The 24,851-nt window shown below is 56.4% G+C and carries 19 protein-coding genes and 3 tRNA genes; 19 read left to right on the top strand and 3 right to left on the bottom strand.

The annotated features are described in order from the left end of the window. Window positions 1-22 precede the first annotated feature (22 nt). The 4 genes from pknB (at window position 23) to G7Y44_RS04965 (ending at window position 5,037) form a co-directional block, all read left to right on the top strand. Window positions 23-1,867: a Stk1 family PASTA domain-containing Ser/Thr kinase gene (pknB, locus tag G7Y44_RS04980; RefSeq protein ID WP_165044045.1), complete on the top strand. Its 1,845-nt coding sequence runs from the start codon at window positions 23-25 to the stop codon at window positions 1,865-1,867. Between the two features lie 63 nt (window positions 1,868-1,930). Continuing rightward, window positions 1,931-2,006, top strand: a tRNA-Arg gene (locus G7Y44_RS04975). Window positions 2,007-2,279: 273 nt separating this feature from the next. Further along, window positions 2,280-3,629, top strand: coding sequence for a magnesium transporter MgtE N-terminal domain-containing protein (locus tag G7Y44_RS04970; protein ID WP_165044005.1), 1,350 nt, complete (start codon window positions 2,280-2,282; stop codon window positions 3,627-3,629). Between the two features lie 10 nt (window positions 3,630-3,639). Beyond that, complete coding sequence (locus tag G7Y44_RS04965) at window positions 3,640-5,037, top strand: Nramp family divalent metal transporter (RefSeq protein ID WP_241159193.1); 1,398 nt, start codon at window positions 3,640-3,642, stop codon at window positions 5,035-5,037. A 170-nt stretch (window positions 5,038-5,207) separates the two neighbouring features. Here G7Y44_RS04965 and G7Y44_RS04960 read toward each other — a convergent pair whose 3' ends face one another. Beyond that, on the bottom strand, window positions 5,208-6,554 hold the full coding sequence (locus tag G7Y44_RS04960) for a citrate/2-methylcitrate synthase (RefSeq protein WP_165248040.1): 1,347 nt from the start codon (window positions 6,552-6,554) through the stop codon (window positions 5,208-5,210). Between the two features lie 596 nt (window positions 6,555-7,150). Between G7Y44_RS04960 and G7Y44_RS04955 the strand changes: the two genes are divergently transcribed. From G7Y44_RS04955 to G7Y44_RS04940, 4 genes are all read left to right on the top strand, one after another. Next, entirely contained in the window at window positions 7,151-7,480 is a 330-nt protein-coding gene (locus G7Y44_RS04955) for a helix-turn-helix domain-containing protein (protein WP_165248039.1), read from the top strand. A gap of 535 nt (window positions 7,481-8,015) precedes the next feature. After that, window positions 8,016-9,137, top strand: coding sequence for an ATP-binding protein (locus tag G7Y44_RS04950; RefSeq protein ID WP_206214405.1), 1,122 nt, complete (start codon window positions 8,016-8,018; stop codon window positions 9,135-9,137). 221 nt (window positions 9,138-9,358) lie between these two features. Continuing rightward, a complete protein-coding gene (locus G7Y44_RS04945) occupies window positions 9,359-9,913 on the top strand; it encodes a DUF3990 domain-containing protein (protein WP_371807458.1) in 555 nt (184 codons plus the stop codon). A 241-nt stretch (window positions 9,914-10,154) separates the two neighbouring features. Continuing rightward, on the top strand, window positions 10,155-10,370 hold the full coding sequence (locus tag G7Y44_RS04940) for a DUF3791 domain-containing protein (protein WP_165043988.1): 216 nt from the start codon (window positions 10,155-10,157) through the stop codon (window positions 10,368-10,370). Window positions 10,371-10,443: 73 nt separating this feature from the next. Here G7Y44_RS04940 and G7Y44_RS04935 read toward each other — a convergent pair whose 3' ends face one another. Next, window positions 10,444-11,145 carry an NAD(P)H-hydrate epimerase gene (locus G7Y44_RS04935; RefSeq protein ID WP_165248037.1) on the bottom strand — a complete coding sequence of 234 codons (702 nt, stop codon included), beginning with the start codon at window positions 11,143-11,145 and terminating at the stop codon, window positions 10,444-10,446. Between the two features lie 292 nt (window positions 11,146-11,437). Here G7Y44_RS04935 and G7Y44_RS04930 point away from each other — a divergent pair, with 292 nt between their 5' ends. The 6 genes from G7Y44_RS04930 (at window position 11,438) to groL (G7Y44_RS04905) (ending at window position 19,229) form a co-directional block, all read left to right on the top strand. Continuing rightward, a complete protein-coding gene (locus G7Y44_RS04930; protein WP_165248036.1) occupies window positions 11,438-13,093 on the top strand; it encodes a Re/Si-specific NAD(P)(+) transhydrogenase subunit alpha in 1,656 nt (551 codons plus the stop codon). Continuing rightward, window positions 13,093-14,577, top strand: coding sequence for an NAD(P)(+) transhydrogenase (Re/Si-specific) subunit beta (locus G7Y44_RS04925; protein ID WP_165248035.1), 1,485 nt, complete (start codon window positions 13,093-13,095; stop codon window positions 14,575-14,577). The genes G7Y44_RS04930 and G7Y44_RS04925 overlap by 1 nt, the downstream gene beginning before the upstream one ends. Before the next feature lie 280 nt (window positions 14,578-14,857). Further along, window positions 14,858-15,109 carry a GlsB/YeaQ/YmgE family stress response membrane protein gene (locus G7Y44_RS04920; protein WP_165043980.1) on the top strand — a complete coding sequence of 84 codons (252 nt, stop codon included), beginning with the start codon at window positions 14,858-14,860 and terminating at the stop codon, window positions 15,107-15,109. Between the two features lie 301 nt (window positions 15,110-15,410). Beyond that, on the top strand, window positions 15,411-15,695 hold the full coding sequence (locus G7Y44_RS04915; protein WP_165248034.1) for a co-chaperone GroES: 285 nt from the start codon (window positions 15,411-15,413) through the stop codon (window positions 15,693-15,695). Between the two features lie 127 nt (window positions 15,696-15,822). After that, window positions 15,823-17,469 (top strand): chaperonin GroEL, encoded by a 1,647-nt coding sequence (gene groL / locus G7Y44_RS04910; protein WP_165043976.1) that lies wholly within the window; start codon window positions 15,823-15,825, stop codon window positions 17,467-17,469. A gap of 107 nt (window positions 17,470-17,576) precedes the next feature. After that, window positions 17,577-19,229, top strand: coding sequence for a chaperonin GroEL (gene groL, locus G7Y44_RS04905; RefSeq protein WP_165043974.1), 1,653 nt, complete (start codon window positions 17,577-17,579; stop codon window positions 19,227-19,229). Window positions 19,230-19,330: 101 nt separating this feature from the next. On the opposite strand, the gene bfr is transcribed toward groL (G7Y44_RS04905), so the two are convergent. Continuing rightward, window positions 19,331-19,795, bottom strand: a complete 465-nt coding sequence (gene bfr / locus G7Y44_RS04900; protein ID WP_165043972.1) for a bacterioferritin — start codon at window positions 19,793-19,795, stop codon at window positions 19,331-19,333. Window positions 19,796-20,172: 377 nt separating this feature from the next. On the opposite strand from bfr, the gene G7Y44_RS04895 reads away from it, so the two are divergent. From G7Y44_RS04895 to G7Y44_RS04875, 5 genes are all read left to right on the top strand, one after another. Further along, entirely contained in the window at window positions 20,173-21,165 is a 993-nt protein-coding gene (locus G7Y44_RS04895) for a putative manganese transporter (RefSeq protein WP_165248082.1), read from the top strand. A gap of 56 nt (window positions 21,166-21,221) precedes the next feature. Then, window positions 21,222-21,297, top strand: a tRNA-Lys gene (locus tag G7Y44_RS04890). 69 nt (window positions 21,298-21,366) lie between these two features. Then, a tRNA-Gln gene (locus G7Y44_RS04885) sits at window positions 21,367-21,440 on the top strand. Window positions 21,441-21,465: 25 nt separating this feature from the next. Then, window positions 21,466-22,215, top strand: coding sequence for a MarR family transcriptional regulator (locus G7Y44_RS04880; protein ID WP_165248033.1), 750 nt, complete (start codon window positions 21,466-21,468; stop codon window positions 22,213-22,215). Window positions 22,216-22,359: 144 nt separating this feature from the next. Continuing rightward, entirely contained in the window at window positions 22,360-24,849 is a 2,490-nt protein-coding gene (locus G7Y44_RS04875) for a molybdopterin-containing oxidoreductase family protein (protein ID WP_165248031.1), read from the top strand. Window positions 24,850-24,851 lie beyond the last annotated feature (2 nt).

Genomic DNA, 24,851 nt, shown 5'->3' with positions numbered 1-24,851 from the left:
GAGCAAAAACGTGACCGGAAACATGATAGGCAGAGTGTTCAGCGGCCGATACAAAATCACCGAGCGCATTGGCATCGGTGGCATGGCCGAGGTGTACCGTGCGCAGGATACGGTTTTGGGGCGTATGGTTGCGGTGAAGGTGATGCTTCCGCAATACGCCGCCGATCCGGCGTTTACACAGCGGTTCAAGCAGGAAGCGGCCTCTGCTGCTAACTTACAGAGTCCCTACATTGTGAACGTGTATGACTGGGGACAGGACGAAGGCACCTACTACATTGTGATGGAGTACGTGCGCGGGTCTGACCTCAAGACCGCCATCAACGAACGTGGTGCTATCAATCAGCGCAAGGTTGCCGAAATCGGGTCGCAGGTATGCCAGGCGCTGTCGGTGGCACACAATCAAGACATCATTCATCGCGACATCAAGCCGCAAAACATCATGGTGCAGCCCGACGGCAACGTGAAGGTCATGGACTTTGGCATTGCGCGTGCGAAGAATTCCATGAACTCGCGCACGTCTTCGGTGTTGGGCACGGCTCATTACATTTCGCCCGAGCAGGCGCAGGGTAAGGACCTCACGGCGGCAAGCGACATCTACTCGCTCGGCGTGGTGCTCTACGAGGCGTCCACGGGCAAGCTACCCTTTGACGCTCCCGATGCGGTAAGCGTAGCTATGAAGCAGGTGCAGGAATACCCGCTGGCACCGAGCGAAATCAATCCCGACATCGATCCGGTGCTCGAAAACATCATCCTGAAGGCCATGGAGAAAAACCCTTACGACCGCTTCTCCACGGCGCGCGAAATGCGCACGGCGCTCAACGACTATCTAGCCGGTCGTGCAACGTCGGTTGACAACTTCACCCAGCAGCAGACTGCGCTGATGGGCGGGGTTGCTTCGATGGGTGATAGCACGCAGGTTATGGGCGCGATTCCGGGGGGCACTACTCGTCCTGCTTCCACGCATTATTCCGATAGAGACCGCGGCGATTCCTCGGGTTCGAGCACGAAGAAGACGGTCGGCATTGTCGTGGGTGTTTTGGCGGCGCTGGCTGCTATCGCCATTGCGGTGTTCGCGCTCACAAGTGGCGGTGACGGTATAGAAGTACCCGACGTTACCGGGAAAACGCTTGACGAGGCAACGGTTGCCATTGAGGCGGCGGGCTTCGAGGTGGGCACCACCGATTCGGTGTATGACGAGTCGGTTGAGGCTGGCAAGGTGATCAGTCAAGACCCGAAAGGACGTACGAAGGCCAAGGAAGGTTCGCGCGTAAACCTGAAGATTTCGCAGGGAACTGAAGAGGTTACGGTTCCCAATTTGGAGAACATGACCATCGAGCAGGCGCAGGATGCTCTTGCGGCAGTTGGCCTGTCGGCGCGTTCGGGCACGGCGGAATATTCCGACACCATTGAGGCAAACCACGTGATCAGGCAGTCACCGGTTGCTGGTGAAAAGGCCGCGAAGGGAAGCGTGGTCGAGTATGTTCCTTCGCTGGGTATCGAGAGCATTACGGTACCTAACGTGGTGGGCGATGACGCGAACTCAGCCGATTCCGAACTGCGTGCGGCGGGCTTCCAGGTGGAATGGCAGTACGAGTACAGTGACAAGGTTCCTGCTGGTTGCGTGATTAGTCAGAACCCGTCGGCGAAGCAGAAGGTTGAAAACGGCAGCGTGGTGACCATTGTTATCAGCAACGGCCCCGAGCCGAAACCTGAACCGACACCCGCTCCTACACCCGAGCCAAGCCCGGGCGATACTGGTAGCGGTGGTTCTGGCGGCTCAGGGTCAGGCGGCTCCGGTGACACCGGTGGCGATACCGGCGGTACCGGCACGGGCGGCGATGTAAATCCTGCCGCGCAGTCGGATTGATGGTGTACAATAGCAGCCGCTTTGAGTTGCTCACGTGAGCAGCGCAAGATGCACTGATGGCAGGCCTCCGTAGCTCAGGGGATAGAGCACCGCTCTCCTAAAGCGGGTGTCGTACGTTCGAATCGTATCGGGGGCACCAGGGAAATCGCTGGTCAGAAATCATTTTTCTGACCAGCTTGATTCATGTTGATAGAAGGAAAGGACCATAGGTGAAGGTTCGAAAACCGAAACCTCACAGTATGTAGTTCCTTCGGCTTCCCTTTCGGGCGGCTGAAGGTAGCTGCCCATCTACTCGTACGAAGCTTTACAGATGCTTTTCGTACGCTGTTTCAGCGTTTGAAAACCATCTGTCATGCTGGAAACGCGCGGCGTCGCTGCGTTGCGAGCGGGCTCGATGGAAAGGGAGCTTATCATGCTCTATCTCTCACAACTTCTTGGCGAGCCGGTTGTCGACTCCACAGGAGAAAAGATCGGCGTAGTGTCCGATCTGGCTATCTCTACCAACGAGGTGTTTCCGCGCATCACCAGCTTGGCGTTTAAAGGGCCGGGCAATGTACCCTTCATGATCTCGTGGCGCAAATATGTTGGCGAGTTCGGTGAGGACGGCATCACGCTGAAGGTGCAGTCTCACGACATTCGCTTCAGCTACTTACAGCCCGAAGAGGTGCTGCTCGCGCGCGATTTGTTGAATAAGCAGATTGTCGATACGCAGGGCTTGAAGGTGGTGCGCGTAAACGACCTCAAGCTGTCGGTGTCGGGTAGCCATCTACGTTTGCTGGGTGCCGAAGTTGGTTTTCGCGGCATCTTGCGCGGGCTTGCGCCGTGGATCGAGCGCGCCGCTGTTGCCATTGCGAAGGTGTTTCGCAAGCGCATTGACGAGCAGATCATCGCGTGGAATTACATGGACCTGCTCGATCGCGACCTGTCGAGCGTGCAGCTGTCGGTTACGCATAAGCGCCTTGACGAGCTGCATCCTGCTGACGTAGCCGACATTCTAGAGCAGCTCGATCCGCGTCAGCGTGCCACCGTGTTTGCTCATTTGGATGACGCGCAGGCAACCGAAGCCATTTCCGAAATGGAAGACGAGTACCAAGCCGACTTCTTCGAGGACATTGACGACACGCGCGCTGCTAACCTGTTGGGCAGCATGGATCCTGACGATGCTGCCGACATTGTGCGCGACTTGTCCTACGAGAAGGCCGAAACGCTGTTGCGCCTGATGGGCTTGGAAGACGCTACGGAAATTCGTCGCCTGCTGGGGTATAAGGATGGTACCGCCGGCGGTATGATGACCACGCAGTTTGTTGCTGTGAACAGCGATACCACCGTTGCCGAAACGGTGGAGATTCTGCGCGCTCTGCCCGAAGATTTCCCCACGGTGCACTACGTGTACGTGCTGGACGATTACGACAAGTTCGTGGGTCTGTTGTCGTTGCGCACACTGGTGCTTACGCCGGCCGACGCCGAAGTGGGAAGCGTCATGTTCGATGATGTTATCTTCGCCACGCCCGACGAAACTGAAGACGATGTGGCGGCCGACATCTTCAAATACGAGTTGCCCGCCATGCCCGTGGTAGACGAGGACGGCATATTGCTGGGTATCGTTACCGTGGATGACGCATGGGATGCCATCGAAGAAGACGTGAACAGCGAGAGCCCCGAGATAACGGCGCTGAAGGCGATTGTCGGAATGGCCGCTTTCGTGGTGTTCATGGTTGCTTATACGATGGCGCTGTTCCAGTTCACAGGCTATTCGGCATAGGGGGCGCGCGATGGGAATGCTGAAAGATCGAAAGCTGCGCAAGCTGGCGAAAGGCACCGGTGCTATGGGCGCTTCCACAAAGACTTCTGCTAGCGCTGCGAGTATTACAAACACCGCTCGCAATGAGCTAGTGGCAGACGGGACAGCATCCGGTGCTGCGAACGAGAGTGCCCCTGCTGTGAAGAAGTCGACGCTGCTGGTGGTGTTGGCAGCTATGGGTCCGGGCATTATCACGGCTATGGCGGGAAACGACGCCGGCGGCATTGCTACGTACAGCCAGGTGGGAGCCTTGTTTGGCTACAAGACTCTGTGGGCGCTTCCCATCATGTGCGTGTTACTTATTGTGGTGCAGATTACTGCCGGGCGCATGGGTGCTGTTACGGGCAAGGGTTTTGCAGCGCTTATCCGCGAGCGCTTCGGTATACGTCTGACCGCCATCGCTATGGTGTGCCTGCTCATTGGTAACATCGCTACCATCATCTCGCAGTTTGCGGGTATTGCGAGTGGCATGGAGATGTTCGGCGTGTCGAAGTACGTCACTGTGCCCGTTGCTGCGTTGGCGGTGTGGGCGCTGGTGGTGGGTGGCAATTACAAGCGTGTCGAGCGGGTATTCTTGGTGCTGTCGCTGGTGTTTGTAACCTATATCGTGGCGGCAATAATGGCCGGCCCTAACTGGGAACAGGCGCTTTCTAGCACGTTCGTACCGCAGGTGGTAAACGATCCCGAATACGTGTCGCTCATGATTGCGATGGTGGGTACTACCATCGCCCCGTGGATGATTTTCTACCTACAAAGCAACTTGGTGGAAAAGGGCATGACCATGGACGACAGCTTGTCCATGAAGGTCGATGCCATCAGCGGCACGGTGGTAGCGTGCGTGATTGCCTGGTTTATCGTGGTAACCACGGCAACAGTTCTGTTCCCCGAAGGTATTCGCATCGAAACCGCAGCTGACGCCGCCATGGCGCTTGAGCCCTTTGCTGGCCCGTATGCGCGCATGCTGTTTGCCATCGGGCTTATTGGCGCATCGTTTTTGGCGGCGTGCGTGCTGCCACTTACCACATCGTTTGTAATATGTGAGGCGTTTGGCTGGGAGGCCGGCGTCAGCTTCACATGGAAAGAAGCTCCCATTTTCAAGGGTATTTTGACGTTCGTGACGTTCCTGTCGGCCGTGGTGGTGCTTATCCCTGGCATTAACCTGATGGCGATGATGCTGTTCAGCCAGTTCGTCTGCGGCGTTATCCTGCCGGTGCTGCTGGTGCTCATGGCCATCATCGCCAGCGATAAGCACGTGATGCGCGGAAAGACAGTAGGCCCGGTCAGCCGCGTGCTTATTTGGGTGACAGTTGCTATTGTCACGTTGCTTACCGTGGCGTTAATGGTGATGAACCTGCTAGGAATGGGCTAAGCGCCCTCCGCCTGAGCGCCCGCAGCCGGCGAGCTTGCCTGACGCTGGCGGCACCCGGTGTGGCGTGGTGTGCCGTGCTCAGACAGTGCTCGCTTCGCTGCGCAACTACACGCGACATACCACGCCACGCCCGATGCCGGACGCACGGGGCGAAGCGTGCGCGCTTGCTGCTACCGTTCGTTCATGGGTGTGTAAGGACGAAGGCCGCGCATCGAGTTTTTGTAAGCGGGGCGGATGATTCGCTTGCCCGACACAATTTCCTCGAAGCGATGGGCTGCCCAACCGGCGATGCGCCCACAGGCGAACAGCGGCGTAATGAGCTCTTGGGGGATTCCCATCATGGAGTATACAAATCCCGAGTACATGTCGATGTTTGCGCACATGTCTTTGTGCGTGCCCTTTTCGCGCAAGATAACTTCGGGAGAAAGACGCTCGATGTTTTCCAGTAGATGGAATTCAGCTTCAAATTCGGTACCACACGCCAGCTTCTCAGCGAACCGCTTGCAAATGACGGCGCGCGGGTCGGATTTCGTGTACACCGCATGCCCCATGCCGTAGATCAGCCCGGTGCCGTCGAATGCTTGCTTGTTCACGATTCTCGCAAGGTAAGCGGCTAGCTCGTCGTCGTCTTCCCAGTTCGATACGTTCTGCTTGATCTCGCTTTGCATGGCCAACACTTGGCGGTTCGCGCCGCCGTGGCGGCTGCCTTTCAGCGATCCGATGGCTGCTGCATACGTAGAGTAGGCATCGGTGTCAGACGACGAAAGCACGCGCGTGGTGAACGTGGAATTGTTGCCGCCGCCGTGTTCAGCGTGTAGGCACAGCATGATGTCGAGCATGCACGCTTCCTCGGGCGTGAATTGGCGGTCGGGGCGCAGCATCGACAGAATGGTTTCCGCAGTTGATTGCCCTGGAATGAAGCGGTGCATGATCATGGAACCGTTGTGGTAGCGCGCATTCATGGCGTAATGCGTGAGCACCATGATGCGTGGAAGGCGCGAAATGAGCGAGATGGCGGTATGCACCTCGTGCTCGGGCGAACGGTTTTCCGCATCGGTGTCGTAAGCGTACAGCAGCAGAATGGTGCGCGACAGCATGTTCATAATGTCGGGCGGGGTGTCCTTCATGATCATGGACGCAGTAAAGCCGTCGGGAAGCTCACGCTGGGCATCAATGGCAGCAATAAAGCCTTCCAGCTGATCTTTCGTGGGAAGCTCGCCCATGAGCAGCAGGTAGGCAATCTCTTCGTAGCGGAAGCGCTTGGCCGCGCTGGTGTCGCGCAGCAGGTCGTAGATGTCATACCCGCGAAACTGCAACTGACCTTCGTCGGCTACCTTTTCGCCGTCGGACATCACGTAGCCATGTACGTTCGATATGTTGGTAATGCCCGCGATCACGCCCGACCCGTCGGCGTTGCGAAGCCCACGCTTCACGTCGAAGCGATCGTAGAGCGTAGGATCGATGGCGTTGATGGACGAGAAGTTCTCGAGCAGCTCGAGTTTCGGTTCAGTCGTCATGCGCGTTCCCTTCCGTGACCGTAAAACATCATAATATCGCAGCGCGCAGCTGGTAAAGGTTGCAATTCGACAACGAAAAAACCGCGAAGGGTCAGCGTCGCCAAATCCTAAAGTAAAACGTCGCCAAATCCTAAAAAAGAATAGCGCCAAATCCTAAAACTCCCTGTATAACGCCCTGACACGAAAGGAGCGTTATGACAGGAGAAACCTAAAAGCATCACTCGTCTTACCGACATATAGGAAACACTGTTGCTGTATCAAGCACTTGCATCAAAAGGAAGCAGCTGTCAGTTCACGGGTGACAGCGCTTGTTTTGTTACCGCGTGTACCTTACCGTTTAGGGAAACCGTATGTTGGGTGGCGGCATTCTTCGATGTTACAATGCGTTTGGAGAGTGCGCGTCGTTAGCAGCAGCGTGCTCCTAACGGTTGGCACGATTGATACAAACTTGTTGTTTAGGTAATCTGAATCCTTCGTTTTTGCTGTTATGAGCAGCAGTGAGTCTTTTGTTCTACGTGTAGTTATGTCGGGGGCTGTCATTGCGGCGGTATTGGAGTTTGTACTGTGTCGCATGAAGCGCGCTGGGAGGAAAAACGATGAACGCAGGCGAAAGCATGTCGAGTGCGGACGAAACTCTAGACGTGGTGAACGCTTCGGATGCGGCGGATGCCCCCGCTACGAGAACGCGCAAGCGGAGCTTGACGCGTATGCAGCTTGGTGTTTTGGGATACATTGCCAGCAGGCAAGCGCCGGACGGTACGGGTGCTGCTCTCACCAAGAAAGAGATTGCTCAGGTGGTGGGTTGCGATGAGAAAACGGTCGAGCGAGCCATCGTTCGCCTTCGCACCAAAGGCATGATCGAGGTAGTTCCTCGCCATGGTGAAACCGGAGCTCAGCTCGGCAATTCCTACCGCATCGTTCACTAAGCGCGTTTGGAAAGTCGGTTACGCGTCGGCGGGGCAAAGAACTCGGAGGCTTTGGGGTAACCGATTCCATCACCTGGCTAGTAGCCTGTTTTGGCACCAGCAATCAGCAGAAGTTGGTACCGGCAGTCAATTGCCTTGAGTCCTACTTCGATATCTCCCAAAGTTTGATCGAATACGATTTCACACTGCATAAGCAAAAGACCCTATGAGAACTTGGTATCGAGCTCTGTAGTATACATATCCAGAATTCTGGATAACACCTGTCGCCCTGGAGTGGGATGTCTTCGCCTGTGAATACTTCGATGTTTCAAAAAGTTTCAAGAACGGGCGATTTTCTTCCGAACGTTTTAAAAAACTACCACTTTTTTAAAACGTTAGCCTGACTATGCGTTTAATGCTTTAAATGCTTTAATCCTTCGTTGATGAGCGCGCACAAGATGCCGACAGTGAGATCTTCATCGTAGCCATTAGGTATGTTGTAGAAACACACCCAAGGGCTTTGCAAAAATTGCAAAAGATGCAAAAATTGCAAAAGATGCAAAACGAGGAAGCGGGTGACTCTATGTCGACAAATCCCTTTACACCGACATTCGGTATTGTTCCTGCTCATATGGCGGGTCGCGAAGACGTAATCGGCGAGCTGCTGCGAGCTCTTGATAATGGCGTAGGTGATCCCAACCTTGTTACTATCGTCTCCGGTGCCCGAGGTACAGGTAAAACCGCTCTTCTCTCTTATGTAGCCGATGAAGCTGCTGCTCATGGCTGGATAGCTGTCAACGTTTCCGCTCTGCCTGGCATGCTGGATGAAATAGTCCAGCAGACAAAAAAGCGCGCGGGGCATCTTATCGAATCCGATGGTGCTGTTAGGATCTCAAGTATTCATCTCGGAAACATCGCCGAGGTTACGTTTCAGGAGCAAAACGAAGAGGCAGCAACGTGGCGAATCCGCATGGAGGATTTGCTGGACGAACTCGCGAAGACGGACACCGGTTTGCTGCTCACGATCGACGAGGTGAGGGAAGATCTCGACGAGATGATTCAGGTAGCTTCGGCCATGCAACATTTTCTGCGCGAACGGAGAAACATCGCACTGTTCATGGCGGGTTTGCCAACTCATGTAAGCGCTCTTTTGCAAAACAAATCCGTTTCGTTTCTCCGCCGCGCCAACTATCACGACCTTGGGACGGTAGAGGATTTCGAGGTAGCGCAGGCGTTGACAAAAACGATCGAGGGGGCAGGGCGCTCCATTGATGAAGAAGCACTTAAACGAGCAGTGGCATCGATCGGTGGTTTTCCCTATATGCTGCAGCTTGTAGGCTATCGAGCTTGGGAGGCGTCACCTGACAGTTCGTTTCTTTCGATCGCTGATGTCGACACCGGTATTTCTCATGCCCGCATTGATATGCGTCGTAAGATATTCGACACGACCTTCAAGGAGCTTTCGAAAGGTGACGTGCGGTTTCTGGCGGCCATGCTGGAAGACGAGGGTGCAAGTGAACTGGCCGACATCGCAAGGCGCATGGGAAAGAAGAGCAATTATGCATCGGAATACAAGCGTCGTCTCATTGAACAGGGCGTTATTGCCGATCGTGGACAAGGTTTAGTGAGGATTGAGATCCCGCTGTTCAAAGACTACCTGAAAGAACGATTGAGCTAACTATGAGGCGTTCCCCGTCTGTCGTGTTCTAGTTGTCGTGCCCTGTTTGTTCCGTTCTGGTTTTCGTATTCTGTCTATTGTGTCTGATCTGTCGTATTCTGACTACCGCACTCTGGTGCCCGGTCGATTACAGGTCGTTGAGGATCGCGTCGACTGAGCTCATTTACTACAACGTCGTCTCAACACAAACCGATTCTCTAATCATAATCGGCTAAGATACAATGAATGTAAGTTCGCATGGAGCGTCCACTTTATTTGAGTTCAGGAGACACATCATGATAGTCTTTCATGCTTCTACACTCACAATAGAAAAGCCCTTAATCATGAATCGCTTCAAAACGCTTGACTTCGGAACAGGGTTTTACACGACAACTAATGAGGATCAAGCTCAAGACTTTGCCCGAAAAGTCTACTTTCGTCGTGGGCGCATTGGCACACCAACTGTTAACGTTTACGAATTCGATACTGAAAAAGCCCAGAACTCCCTTGAGTTTCTCGAATTCAAGAGTCCTGACGAATTATGGCTCGACTTTGTCGTAAACAATCGCAGACACGGACGCAGTGACGAATGTAATGCCAACGTCATTATCGGGCCTGTAGCTAACGATGATGTGTTTGAGACGATTGCACTTTATGAGTCCGGACAGATTGACAAAGATATTGCCATAAAGAGATTTAAAGTAAAGTCGCTATTTGATCAAATTCTCTTTTGTGATGACAAGGCGCTTGATTATATACGTTTTATTACTTCCTATGCATTGGAGGTACCGAAATGACAGCAACACCCTTAACATCGAGTAGGCTGTCAACGCTTCTCGCCCTATCGGTCGTTCCGTCGATCCTTAAGGAGTGTGGGATAACGAAGCCGGATGAAATCCATGCATTCTATCAGTCGAAACTCTACAACATGCTCAGCCAAGATAAAACGGGGTTATGGCACCTTTCCCCAGTGACTCTTGCTGACATGTATCGCAGCGAATGCACGACAGGTCAATTCGAAACACCCGAGGAACAATCATGACAAAGGAATTGCGATATCTTGTTTTCGCTATTGAATACTACCGTCACGAAAAAGGTCTCACCGGTGCGCAAGTTGCCGATCTTTTTGAGAAAAACGGTATCTACCAAATCGTGCTCGACAACTACTTTCTCTATCACATAGAATCCCCTGAACACATGGTGCACGAAATCGACCACTATCTGGAAACGGGCAGTCTCATTCATGCTATGTAAGCTTATCGGCAGGATAACGTGCGAACTGCGGCATAGGACTCTTTTTCGCGCCTAACGCATCCGCAATACACATCTAGCGCACCGTGGCGAAGTTGCCGAGTGGGGCGAATAGGAGACGACCCACATATGGCTTCGCTTCGGCGTGCAACAGCCCCGGCTTAGCTGCGAGCATGGTGACCGTTGCGTCTGCGGCAATACACGTACTCGCCCGCATGCCTGTTTGGGCGGACAGCCCGCTGGGGACATCAGCTGCAAGCACGGCCACACCGTGGGTTCGGCGCGCTTCGTTGGCAGCAGCGATCCAAGCATCGTACGGCTCACGTACATGGTCGTGTGAGAAGCCCGTGCCCAAAATGGCATCGATGACCAGGGCCGCACCGCAAAGAAGCTCGCGCAACTCGGTGCCGCTGGGCGACAACACAATGGAGAACCCGCCATTAGCAACCGCTTCGATCGCAGCAGTGCGAGCCGGTTCGGCTACAAGATCGGCAGGTGCCATCTTACTCACGAGCGTCACCTCGCGTCCTTCCCCCGCCATAAGCGAAGCAGCAACCCAGCCATCGCCTCCGTTGTTGCCATTACCCGCCAGCACAACGATGTGGCCGCTCGGGGCAAGTGCCGCCGCAGCTTCCGCCAGCGCTTCGCCGGCATGCTGCATCAGCTCGCGAAGCGGCGTGCCATCTGCTGCGATACGTTGCTCGAGCGCCACCACATTGGCAACGTCTAGCAGCAGCATTCCTTCCTCGTATTCCCAACAGCGTTTCATCTCACACATATCGCACATCCTTCCACGATTGTCACACTTCGCGTTACCGCACCGCCGTGTCGCTGCAATGCTTCCGCCATCATCGTACGGGAAAACGCGTCCGCCCGCAAAGGGTGCAACCGCTGCGCATAAACAGCTGCGCGTACATCTTGAGAGAGCATTCGCAAAAACCTTGCGAAACACTTCGTTAAATCTCTTCGCATAAGTGGAATCTGCCCCAGGCGCCTGAAAGCGTTCAGCTACAATAGCCACTTACCATCAGCCCGCATATCCATATCGGGGATTCATTTTGGGGAATATTATGCGCATAGGAATACCGAAGGAACAAGACGGGGGCCAGACGCTCGTCGCTGGCACGCCCGATACCGTAAAAAAGCTCATTGGCCTGGGATACGACGTGGCGGTCGAAACCGGTGCAGGCGAAGCTGCAAGCTTTCCTGACGCTGACTACACCGCTGCCGGAGCGAGCGTTGTCGACGGCGGTGATATATGGAGCTGTGACATTGTTACCTGCCTCGATACGCCCAGTGCAGAAAACATTGCGTTGATGCGCCGAGGATCCACGCTTATCGCGCGCATGAACCCCGCCGCCAACCCCGCACTCGTACAGCTGCTCGCTGAGCGCGGCATCACAGGGCTTGCCATCGACGTCATTCCCCGCATCTCTCGCGCGCAATCCATGGATGTGCGGTCTTCCATGGCAAACGTCGGTGGCTACCGTGCGGTCATCGAAGCCGCCAGCGCCTTCGGTCGCCTGTTCACCGGCCAGGTAACAGCCGCTGGAAAAATGCCGCCGGCCCGGGTGTACATCATCGGTGTAGGCGTAGCTGGCTTGGCGGCCATTGGTACCGCGAAATCTATGGGAGCTATCGTGTCGGCCACCGATGTGCGTGCCGATGTAGCCGATCAGGTGCGATCGCTCGATGCCGAGTTCGTGGCCATTCCCGTCGTACAGCAATCCGACGACGGGTACGCCAAGGCAATGACTTCCGATCAGGAAAAACTGGCGCAGCAGGTGTACGCCGAACAGGCCAAACACAGCGACATCGTGATAACCACCGCGCAGATTCCCGGCAAGAAGCCACCAGTGCTGCTCACTGCCAGCGCCGTTGCCGCCATGAAACCCGGTTCAGTGATCGTAGACATGAGCGCGGGCGCGAATGGCGGCAATTGCGAACTTACGCGCGCGGACGAGTGTTTCCGCACCGAAAACGGTGTGACAATTATCGGCTTCACCGACTTGGCACGCCGCTTGCCTGGGCAATCGTCCCAGCTCTATGGGCAAAACATTATGAACTTCTTCAAGCTGGCAACGCCCGAGAAAAATGGGCAGTTGACCCTTGACGAGAACGACGATGTCATCCGTGGCGTCACAGTAGCACTCGACGGTGCTGTCATGTGGCCGCCACCAGCTGTGAAGGTGTCCGCCGCCCCGTCAAGCACAGCGAGTCCGGCGAGCTCGGCAGAAGTGCGCAAGACAAGCGAAGCGAACGCCGACGCGAAATCTGCCAACGCCGCACACGCCGCACAAACAGACGCCGCAAGCGCGCGCTCGGAATCTCCCAAGAAAAATGCCGCCGACAGTCATGCGAGTACACCCGCTTCCGCATTCAAGCGCTGGTGGTGGAAGATTGCACTGAGCGTTGCCGGTCTTGCGCTCGTGTTCGCCGCGCCCGAAGAGCTGGCCGGGCATTTCTTCGTGTTCGAGCTCGCGTGCGTTGCGGGCTTCTACGTAATCACGAACGTTACGCACGCGCTACACACGCCACTCATGTCGGTAACCAATGCGATTTCCGGCATCATCGTCATTGGCGCGCTTCTGCAAATCGGATCGAGCAACCCTGTTGTGGCGGGCATCGCCTTCGTGGCGGCGCTTTTGGCATCTATCAACATCTTCGGCGGGTTCTTGGTTACCCGACGCATGCTAGGCATGTTTCAAAGGAGTTCTGAAGAATAATGAGCGTTTCGAACATGACCTTCGCCGCAAATGATACGGTCAGCGCAAACGCTGGTCTGCTCGGTTTCGCAAGCCATGCACAACAAGTGGCGTATCTGTTGGCCGCTCTGTTGTTCATTCTTGCGCTCGCTAACCTGTCGCACCAGAAAACCGCACAGCGAGGCAACACGCTGGGAATCGTCGGCATGGCAGCCGCGCTTCTTGCCACTGTTGCAGCAACTATGCTGGATAGCACAAATGGAGCCATGCTGGCAATTGCACTAATAGCAACGGCTATGGCAGTTGGCGGGGCGATTGGCGTGTGGAAGGCGCGCAGCGTGCAGATGACCGCCATGCCCGAGCTGGTGGCGCTGCTGCATTCGTTTGTGGGCGCGTCTGCGGTACTTGTCGGCTACAACTCGTTTCTGTCAGCACCGGGTGAAGCGGGTGTAACGAGCGCATTTCATCTGGGGGAAGTAGGGCTGGCGGTGCTCATTGGAGCCGTTACGTTTACCGGGTCTATTGTCGCGTACCTTAAACTGTCGGGGAAGATGGCCGGAAAACCCCTCATGCTGCCCGGCCGCAATGCGCTGAATGCAGCGGCACTCGCGATGTGTGCGGTGCTTATCGCGTGGCTCATTCAAACGCGCGGCATAGATGCGGGGCTGCTGCCACTTGGCATTCTCACCATCATCGCGCTGGTACTGGGCGCTCACCTGGTTTTGGCCATTGGCGGCGGCGACATGCCCGTGGTGGTGTCTATGCTGAACTCCTATTCGGGATGGGCGGCCGCCATGGCGGGCTTTACACTGAACAACGATTTGCTCATTATCACCGGCGCATTGGTGGGGTCCTCTGGCGCGTACTTGTCCTATATCATGTGCCAAGGCATGAACCGATCGTTTGTCTCTGTTATCTTGGGTGGGTTTGGCGAAGGTGCCGAGCCGAAAGGCAGTACGACGCCGACGAAAAACCTGGGGCAGCACCACGAAACGTCGGATGCGAACGTGGCGAAGCTGCTGCGCGAAGCGAAGCGCGTGATGATTGTGCCCGGCTACGGCATGGCGGTTGCGCAGGCGCAATTCCCCGTTGCCGACCTGGCGAAACGGCTCATTGCAAAAGGTACGAACGTGCAATTTGGCATTCATCCCGTTGCGGGTCGCATGCCTGGGCACATGAATGTGCTGCTGGCTGAAGCCAAGGTGCCCTACGACATCGTGTTCGAGATGGATGAAGTGAACGATGAGATGAATGACGTCGACGTGGTGCTGATCATCGGAGCCAACGACACCGTGAATCCGTCCGCCATCGATGAACCCGACTCGCCTATCGCTGGCATGCCTGTGCTGCGCGTGTGGGAGGCGCGCCACGTGGTGGTGCTCAAGCGCTCGATGGGCAACGCCGGCTACGCAGGTGTGCAGAACCCGCTGTTCTACAACGACAACACGCTCATGCTGCTCGATGACGCAAAGCACTCAGTTGACGCAATCCTCAACGACCTGTGATCGACGGGGTGATTCCTACACCAATTCCTGAGCGCTGTTCCGCAAAATACTGAGCAGCATGACGCTCATTCTTGGGCACGCGTACGTTAATTGTTGAGAACTCCCATAATCACCCTTGTGTGTATTATCGCGTGTTTGATTGTTCGCTTGATCACAGCGCTGTGTGGCGAAGGGGCGATAACGGCTTGCTGACAGCCGGTTCACGCCTGATGTATGCGGAGTTCGGCAATACACTCCGTCCGCTAGGCTGTATTCACAGTCAACGTGGAAAGGAGTTGCTATGAGTATCATCGTTTGGATCATTATCGGCGGCTTGGCCGGCTGGGCGGGTGGCGCAATCATGAAGCAGGAAGGCGGTTTGGTCCGCAACATTGTCGTTGGCATCATCGGCGCACTGGTGGGCGGATTCATCATGAGCCTGTTTGGTGCGCAGGGCTTCACCGGGTTTAACCTGTGGTCGTTCGTGGTGGCGCTGCTGGGATCGATCGTGTTTATCGCCATCGTGAACTTCCTCACGCGCCGCGCCGCATAGGCGGACACCGTAGATGAGCGCTGATCATGGAAGATGCGCTTACGAAACACGCGATCAGGCAAGACGTACTCAGGCAAGACGCGCGGTTCGGATCTACTCCGTACCGCGCGTCTTCGCGAATACTTCCTTCCTCTTACTTATCGCGATTTGGTGACGGTGGCAGTCAACTTGCATGTGCCTGTGGTATAGTGGCACCTGCGTTTAGCACTCGAAACTTGAGAGTGCTAGCAATCACGTTAACCGAGTGGTTAAGCACGTGGGCACAAAGCTCGCATGTGAGAATTGAAAGGAAGGCACTGTTATGTTGAAACCCCTGGGCGACCGCGTAATCGTCAAGCAAGACGAGGCCGAAGAGACTACCGCTTCTGGCCTGCTCATCGCTTCTGAGAACAAGGAAAAGCCCTCCAGCGGCATTGTGCTGTCTGTCGGCGAAGGCAAGATGGACAAAAACGGCAACATGGTTCCCGTTCCGGTGAAGGTTGGCGACCACGTGGTGTACGGCAAGTACAACGGCACGTCCATCAAGATGGACGGCGACGAAGTAGTCATTCTTCGCTCTGACGAGCTGCTCGCCGTTTACGAATAAACCGGGTGCTTCAGCGCATTCAGGCGCATCTAAGCGCATTCAAGCGCAATCTAAGGTAACAAGTGGTTCGCCCGCCTTCCTGTGAAGGGGTTTTGGGGCCGGCGAATCGTAAGAAAGGATGTAAGAAATGGCAAAGAACATCAAGTTTGAGGGCGATGCCCGCGCCGCCCTCGCTTCCGGCGTAAGCAAGCTCGCTGCCGCCGTTAGTGTCACGCTTGGCCCCAAGGGCCGCTACGTCGCGCTCGAGAAGCCTTATGGTGCGCCGCTCATCACCAACGACGGCGTTACCGTTGCGCGCGAGGTCGACCTGCCCGATCCGGTTGAGCAGATGGGAGCCATGCTGGTTCGCGAGGCTGCGGTGAAGACCAACGACGTTGCTGGTGACGGCACCACCACCGCCACCCTGCTGGCCGACGTCATCGTTCGCGAGGGCCTGCGCAACATTACCGCTGGTGCCGACGCCCTGGGCATCCGTCGCGGCATTCAGAAGGCCACCGACGCCATCGTTGCGGCCATCAAGGAAGACGCCACCCCGGTTTCCACCAAGGAGCAGATTGCAAACGTTGGTACCATCTCCGCTGGTGACGAGGAAATTGGAAACAAGATCGCCGAGGCTATGGACGCTGTCGGCCGTGACGGTGCCATCTCCGTTGAAGAGAGCCAGACCTTCGGCATGGATGTCGAGATCGTGGAGGGCATGCAGTACGATCGCGGCTACATCAGCCCCTACATGGCTACCGACATGGAGAAGATGGAAGCGGTTCTGGCCGACCCCTTCATCCTGCTCACCGATCAGAAGATTACCAGCATCAACGACATGGTTCCGCTGCTGGAAGAAATCATGAAGTCCGGCCGTCCGCTGCTCATCATGGCTGAAGACGTCGAGGGCGAAGCGCTGGCAACCATCCTGCTGAACAGGCTGCGCGGCACCTTCAACTGCGTCGCTGTGAAGGCTCCCGGCTTTGGCGATCGCCGCAAGCGCATTCTGGAAGACATTGCTGCTGTTACTGGTGCTCAGGTTATCGACAAGGACTTCGGCATGACCTTGGCCGACGCCCGCATCGACATGATGGGCCACTGCCGCACCGTCAAGGTGACGAAGGATCACGTGCTGTTCGTTGACGGTGCTGGCGAGCGTCAGGCTATCGACGACCGCATCAACCGCGTGAAGGGCGAGCTCGAGCGTGCCGAAAGCGACTTCGACCGCGAGAAGCTGCAGGAGCGCCTGGCGAAGCTGTCCGGCGGCGTTGCAGTGCTGAAGGTTGGCGCTGCTACCGAGTCGGAGCTGAAGGAGAAGAAGAGCCGCATCGAGGACGCACTGCAGGCAACCCGCGCTGCTGTCGAAGAGGGCATCATCGCTGGTGGCGGCGTTGCACTCGTAGACGTCATCAGCGTGCTTGACGACCTGAAGGGCGACACCAAGGACGAAGAGGTTGGCATTGCCACCGTTCGCAAGGCTATCGAGGCTCCGCTTCGCGCTATTGCTCAGAACTCCGGTTACGAGGGCAGCGTCGTTATCGAGAAGGTTCGCTCCATGCCGAAGGGCGAGGGTCTGAACTGCGCCAACGGCGAGTACGGCAATATGATCGAGATGGGTGTGAACGACCCGGTGAAGGTTACCCGTACCGCGCTGCAGTCGGCGGTTTCCGTGGCCAGCCTGATTCTTATCACCGAGGCCACCGTCACCGAGATTCCGGAAGACGCCGCCCAGAAGCAGGCTGCCGCTATGGCAGCTGCCACCGCTTCCCAGGGTGGCGGCATGGGCATGATGTAGTCCGTGCAGGTTAGCTGATCTGATTGAGGGGCGGCTGCGCGCCGCCCCCCTTGCCCCACGTCGCATTCGCAAAGGATGCGGAAGGCAAGGGCGAAAGGAATGACAGAATGTCCAAAAATATCGAGTACGCCGGTGAAGCACGCGCCGATCTGGCTGCAGGCGTTAGCAAGCTTGCCGCTGTGGTTCGCCTGACGCTCGGGCCAAAAGGACGCTACGTATGTTTGCAGGGTCAGCGCTTTGGCGAGGGCATGCCCATTATCACCAATGACGGCGTGACCGTTGCCAAAGAAATCGACCTGCCTGATCCCACTCAGCAGATGGGTGCCATGCTGGTGCGCGAAGCCGCCATCAAAACGAACGAGATCGCGGGCGACGGCACCACGACGGCGACTATTTTGGCTGACGTGCTGGTGCGCGAGGGTCTGAAGAACATCGTGGCTGGCTCCGAGCCGCTGGGAATCCGCCGTGGCATGCAGAAGGCGTGCGACGCTGTGGTCGAAGCAGTGCGCAATGCTGCCACTCCGGTTACCGGCAAAGAGCAGATCGCCAACATCGGTACCATTTCTGCTGGGGATGTGGAAATCGGCAACATCATCGCCGAAGCCATGGATGCCGTTGGGCAAGATGGCGCCATTTTGGTTGAAGACGGCAAGACCTTCGAGATGGAAATGGAAATCATCGAAGGCATGCAGTACGAGCGCAGCTACCTGTCGCCCGCCATGGCCAACGATGGCGATGTTTGCCTGCTTGAGGACCCCTACATCCTGCTGACCGACTACACCATTACCAACGTGCAGGATATCCTGCCGTTGCTGGAGGAAGTCGCGAAAACGGGACGACCGCTGTTCATTGTATGCGAGCAGCTCAAGGGCGAAGCGCTGGCGACCCTGCTCATGAACAACGAGCGCGGCACGCTGAAAATGGGTGCCATTCGTGCACCAGGCTGGGGCGATCGTCGCGAGAGCATCTTGGAAGACATCGCCGTCGTTACGGGTGCCGACGTTGTGAGTAAGCACAACGGCTTGTTCCTGTCTGACGCGCGCTTGAGCATGCTGGGCAGTGCCCGCACGGTGAAGATCGACCGCAAGTTCACGCTTATTGTGGGCGGACAGGGCGATCCTGCCGCCATCGAGAAGCGCATTGCCGAGGCCCGCGCCGATTTCGGTCGCGCCGAAGACGACTTCGACCGCGAGAAGTATAAAGAGCGCTTGGCCAAGCTGGCCAGCGGTGTTGCGGTGCTGAAGGTGGGTGCTGTTACCGAGTCCGAGGCAACCGAGAAGAAGAGCCGCATCGAGGACGCACTGCAAGCAACTCGTGCTGCCGTGGAAGAAGGCATCGTCTCTGGTGGTGGCGTTGCACTGGCCGAAGCGGCGCTGTGTCTTGATGAGCTGGAAGTCGCTGACGACACCGAGCGCATTGGCGTTGACATCGTTCGTGCGGCGATGGAAGAGCCACTGCGCGCCATTGCCGAGAATTCGGGTTTCAAGCCCGATGTCGTGGTGGATCGCGTGCAGGGCTTGCCTACGGGCGAAGGCTTAAACTGCGCCAACGGCGAGTACGGCAACATGATCGACATGGGCGTCATCGACCCGGTGAAGGTTACCCGCGTGGCGCTGCAATCGGCGCTTTCCGTGGCCAGCCTGATCCTTATTGGTGAGGCCAGCATCAACGAGCTGAAGGAAGACGCCGCGCAGAAGAAGGCCGAGGCGGCAAAAGAGTTCTCGAAGGGCACCGGTATGGGTCTGGAAGGAATGTTCTAAGCGCGCTTTTAGCTTGCAAGGCGAAACGAACAGGAAGGGTGCTGCGGGGGTTTGCGGCACCCTTCTTTGCGCCCTTCTCTGCGCAGTACCGCGAGCATGCCCTACGCCTGCGTTGACAAGAATACCGGCAGGCCCATCTGGTCGATCTGATCCTGAAGCTCTTCCAAGTAGTCGACATGCTTGTCTTCATCGGCCAGGATGCCAATCAGCAGATCGCGTGTTGCATGATCCATAGCCTCGGCGGCAAGCACGATGGCGTCGTTGTATTCTTCAACGGCGTGTATCTCAAGCTCAAGGTCGTTTTCCACTTGTGCCGGCACGTCGGCGCCAATGTGCATGGCGTGCAGCTTAGACACGATGGGTGCTCCTTCAAGGAATAAGATGCGCTCGATCAGGCGCTCGGCATGCTTCATCTCGTCGATAGCATGGCGCTTCACGTTTTCGCTCAGTTTGCCGTAGCCCCAATCCTCACACATTTCGGCATGAACCATGTACTGGTTGATTGACGTCAGCTCGTCGGCCAGAAGCGAATTCAATTTGTCGATGAGTTTCTGGTTGCCTTTCATGGGCAGCTCCTTCCCGGTTGGTTTTCGGCAGGCCAGCGTGCAAGCCGGCAGTTGAAGTGTTGGCAACCCGTGCGGCTAACGCGCCGCAACCAAAGACGTCGCTTGCTGTGCCGGGGCAAAGCTACTCATGGCTGCGTGGCGAAACGCGCTCGCCGCACGCGCGTCCGTTGTCACGATTGTTACAAACGTTTCAGCTGCTCATAGGGCACGTGTCCCCTTTGTCAGCGGCGTGTCATGCAGGTGGAACCACCCTGTTGCCCCCTTTGTCTTCTTGTTCGTTGCAAAGCAGCTGCTTTCTCGTGATGACACTATGGAGAAGGGGAAACGGAGTGTTGCGTGACGTTTCCCCGTTGCCTGGTTTCGTTACAATCGCTTTCATGGAACATGCGCATACAACATATGAAACGTTTTTCGACGTTGTGGTCGATTCGCTGCTGGATACGGTGTATCTCATACCATTTTTGCTGGTCACTTACCTTGCCATGGAATGGCTCGAGCACAAGGCGGGGGGCAAGGCTCAAGCGGCTATCAAGCATGCGGGTGCTGCGGGGCCGGCGGTTGGCGCGTTGGTGGGCGCATTTCCGCAGTGCGGGTTCTCGGCGGCGGCAGCTACGTTGTATGCGGGCCGTGTGGTTACGCTTGGCACGCTGTTTGCGGTTTTTTTGTCCACCTCCGATGAAATGCTGCCGATCTTTTTGGCTGAACAGGTTGATCCGGTGGTCATCGCGAAGGTGCTGGGCACGAAGGTGGTCATCGGCATGCTCATGGGCTTTCTGATTGATGCAGCCTTGCGCTTGGCGCGGCGCGATAACCAGAAGCTTCGCATCCATGAGCTCTGCGAGCACGATCATTGCGGGTGCGCCAGTCAATGCGCTACGTGTGCGGCGAACCCCGAGCTGGCATACGGACATCGCGATGACTGCTCGCATGGGTGTGACCATTCTCATCACGAGCATAACCACGAGCATGATCACGACCATGGGAGTATCGTGCGCAGCGCGCTTGCGCATACGTTGCAGGTGACGTTGTTCGTGTTTGTTGTGTCGCTGGTGTTGAACGCAGTGCTCGCTTTCGTGGGGGAAGAGGCGCTCGCGTCGTTTCTCAGCGCGAACCCAACGTTGGCGGTGTTCGGTGCGGCGCTTGTGGGGCTTATTCCCAATTGTGCAGCGAGTGTAGTGGTGGCTCAGCTGTATATAGAAGGCGTGCTAAGTGCAGGTGCCATGCTCGCAGGATTGCTGGTTGGTGCAGGCGTTGGCTTATTGGTGCTTGTTCGGGCGAACCGCCGCCCGGCACAAAATGCAGCCATCGTAGCTGGCTTGTATGCAACAGGCGTGTTTTGGGGCCTTGCAGTAAACGTGCTCGGTATCTGACAAACCATTGACCAAACCGTCTGCAACCGCTAGAATACCAGGTTGCGAGTTTTGATGGGCCGTTAGCTCAGTTGGTAGAGCAGGGGACTTTTAATCCCAAGGTCCGGGGTTCGAGTCCCCGACGGCCCACCACCATAAGAGACTCGAATGAACATCCTCCGAACTGCCATGTTTCATTCGTAGGCGGTTCCTCTTGGTTATTGGGCCGTCGTCCAACGGCAGGACTCTGGTTTTTGGTACCAGCTATCAAGGTTCGAATCCTTGCGGCCCAGCCACTTCTTCTCAGATCGGGCAGCAAAAGTGACAGAAACTGACAGTGTGGTTGTCTTCCTACAGGGGATTTCTCGCGTAGAGTGCGCGCTTGCGGGGAGCGGTCTGGCACTCAACCACGTGAGCATCATGCGCGTTCTGCAAGACAACGAGCCGCTCTCGAACAAGGAAATCGCCGATCGTGCTGGCTTGTCTGCACCTACGGTAAGTCGGTGCATGTCGAAGCTTGCGGCGCTTCGTATGGTGCGCGCTTCGCTTGATGATCGTGACTTGCGACGAAACCTATTTCGACTGGAAGCACGTGCCCGGTCGGTGCTGTTCGAACTCAAACGCACAGCAAATGTTGATCTTGACGTTGTGATCGGCGGGTACGCCTGCGTCTGCTGCGTGATACAGCACGAGAAATCGCAGAACAAGGAAACGGCCGCATCTTCGGCATCTTGCAAACCGGCCACATTTTCCCTGTTGGCCGCATCTTCGCCTCTCTCGATGCCTTCGGGCGGCTGTTTGCCGGCGCACCTGTCGATGGGTGCCTGCCGTGTGCTGCTTGCGCTTGGGTGCACACAAACATGTACGGTAGGTGACGTATGTGCTGTTGCCGGTTTGGGGCAATCGAGTGTGTCGATGGCACTTCGGCAGCTGTGCGCGGCGCGCCTTGCGCGAGCGGTGCCGCTCAGCCGGCAAGCGGGCCAAAAATGTGACGCAAGGCAACGGTTGTATGCGCTCTCATCTGTGGGAAAACAAGCATTTGATGTGGTGAAACGCGCGATCGAACCGTAATTACATCAAAAATGAAAATGAAAAAATTATCTCCATCTCGGATAATCTTACTCCGTGTGGAGACTCTATACTTTCCCCATGGTATTCCGGAGCCAGACAATCGAAGGGCCCGCGCATTGCGGGCACAACCATGAAGGGGGAACAATGGGAGAAAGCTTAACCCGTCGCAATTTCCTCAAAGGCGCAGGTGCCGTTACTGCCAGCGTCGCTGCGGCGGCCACTCTGGGATCCTGCTCGCAGGACACCAAGAACTCAAATCTCGTTGAAGACGAGAACGCTGCTGGCGTCGAGCTCGCCGAAGAGCAGGAATTCTTCTGCACCTGCTCGTGGAGCTGCTCGTTCTGCCAGTACAACATCTACACGCGCAACGGCAACGTGAGCCACATGCTGCCCAAGCCCGACTACGCTTACCGTACGTGCTTGAAGGGCCGCTCGCGCATCCTGCGCGCGTATTCGCCTGCTCGCGTGCAGTACCCCATGAAGCGCGTGGGGTATTCGCTCGACAATCCCAACGGCGAGATGCGCGGCAAGGACGAATGGGAGCGCATCACCTGGGAAGAGGCTGGCGAACTGATCGGCGAGCAGTGGAAGCGCACTGAAGAGCAGTTCGGGCCTCTGGCCAACACCTACTATCAGGGTGGCGGCGGCGCGCAAGGGTCGCTCAACGGCAACGCAGGTCTTATCATGCGCCTGTTTAACGCCACTGCCTGCACGAAGTGGGACTATTCGTTCGATAATGCCACCAACACGGGCTTAACCCGTGCGGGCGTCCAGTGGTTCGATCAGAATGAGCCGCAGGACTTCGTGAACTCCGATTACATTCTGATGGCCGGTGCGAATCCGGTTGGCGCTCAGATTCAGATGTGGCAGCACCTGGCCAATGCTCAGGAGGCTGGTGCGAAAATCGTGTGCATCGACCCGCTGTTTAGCCCCACCGTGGCAAAGGCCGACAAATGGATTCCTGTAAAGCCCGGTACCGACCCGGCGCTGTTCTTGGGTCTTGTTAAGAAGTTCATGGACGAAGAAACATACAAGGCCGATTTCGTGTTGAACTACACCTGCGCGCCGTTCTTGGTGAACAAGGCTGATGGTATGTACGTAGTGGGTGAGGAAGAAGTCGAAGGTGCGCCGTTCTGGGTAACGGGCGAGCCGCAGATGATCAAGCCGAACATGGTGCAAGACGCCGATTCGGGCGAGATCATGTCGTATCAGGACTGCAAGAATCCCGCGTGGAGCTACACCGGCGAAGAGAACTACGTTACCGCATGGGATCTGTTCAAAGAGCATGTGCAGTCCTACACGCTGGACTACGTGATGAACGTGACCGGCATCTCAGAGGACGACTTCAACTTCCTCTACGATATGCTGCAGCCTGAAAACAAGATTGCGCACTATATCAACTTCGGTGGTGGTGCCTACGAGAACGGCCTGCATCAGGCCTACGCCATGTCGGCGCTTATCGCTATGACGGGTAATTTTGGTGAGCCCGGTCGTTCCGTCGGTGGCTTTGACGCCATGTATGGCAACTTCTTCGGCCATGCGCTTTGTGCACCTTCCAACGGCAAGATGGTATCCTCGGTGACGTTCCTTGCTGCGTGCGACGTTATGAATTCTGGTCAGCTCATGGGCAAGGATTATCCGGTGAAGGACCTCATCGTGTCCCACGGTGGCATGATCGGTGGCTCGGTGAATTCCAACCGCGTGAAAGACGAGTTCCTGCGCAAGCTGGAGCAGGTAGTGGTTATCGACCCATGGATGACCGACACCGCCAAGATGGCCGACATCGTACTGCCCGCCTGCGATATGTACGAGTTCGAAGACGTGGTGCCGCTGTCTCACGAGCACAACGTGCGTATTTCCGAGAAGTGCATCGATCCTATGTACGAGGCCAAGCCTGACTCTGAAATCGCCCGCTTCCTCGCACCGTATTTGGGTGTGGAAGACGCTGTGTGCGACGTGACCGACGAAGACTGGTGGAAGGGCACCTTCGATGACGTAGCCGCCGCTGTGGAGTGTGGCATCACCCTTGATACTCTGCGCGAGAACAAGGAAATGCGCTACGTGAAGGAACAGCCCTACATTGGTAACAAGGATCTGAAGAACTTCATCACCACTACGGGTCGTTTGTACTTCTACGTTGACACGCCCGTGCCCCGCACGCCTTCAAACTTCGACGTGGAATCCATCTTCGATCGCGAGAAGATGCCCACCTACTTCGAGAACAAGATTGCTGGCGAAAACTCCGAGTACGCTGCCGACTACCCGTTGCTGTGCATCTCGTGGCGCAACCCCACCCGTGTGCATATGACGCAGTTCATGGGCACGTGGGCCAGGGAAGTGGCACCCGAGCCGGTACTGTTCGTCAACCCCGACGACGCCAAGAAGTACGGTGTGGAAGACGGAGCCTACATCAAGGTGCACAACTGGTTGGGTCACTGCGTGATGAAGGCCGCGTACCATGTGGGCATGCGTCCTGGCATGACCTGCTACTTCAAGGGCTATGCGGAAAACGAAAGCAAGTCGGGCTCCATGGGCGAGATCACCACTGACTACGTTGATCCCTATGCAGTGAACTGCTCGTTCTTCGACAACCGTGTTGCCATCGAGCCTTGGGACGAGAAGGTGGAGGAGTAAAT

This window comes from Adlercreutzia sp. ZJ141 (assembly GCF_011038965.1).
In the GTDB taxonomy this organism is placed as follows: Bacteria; Actinomycetota; Coriobacteriia; order Coriobacteriales; family Eggerthellaceae; genus ZJ141.
The sequence above is the reverse complement of the archived record's forward strand: the minus strand, read 5'-3'. Positions and strand labels throughout refer to the sequence as shown.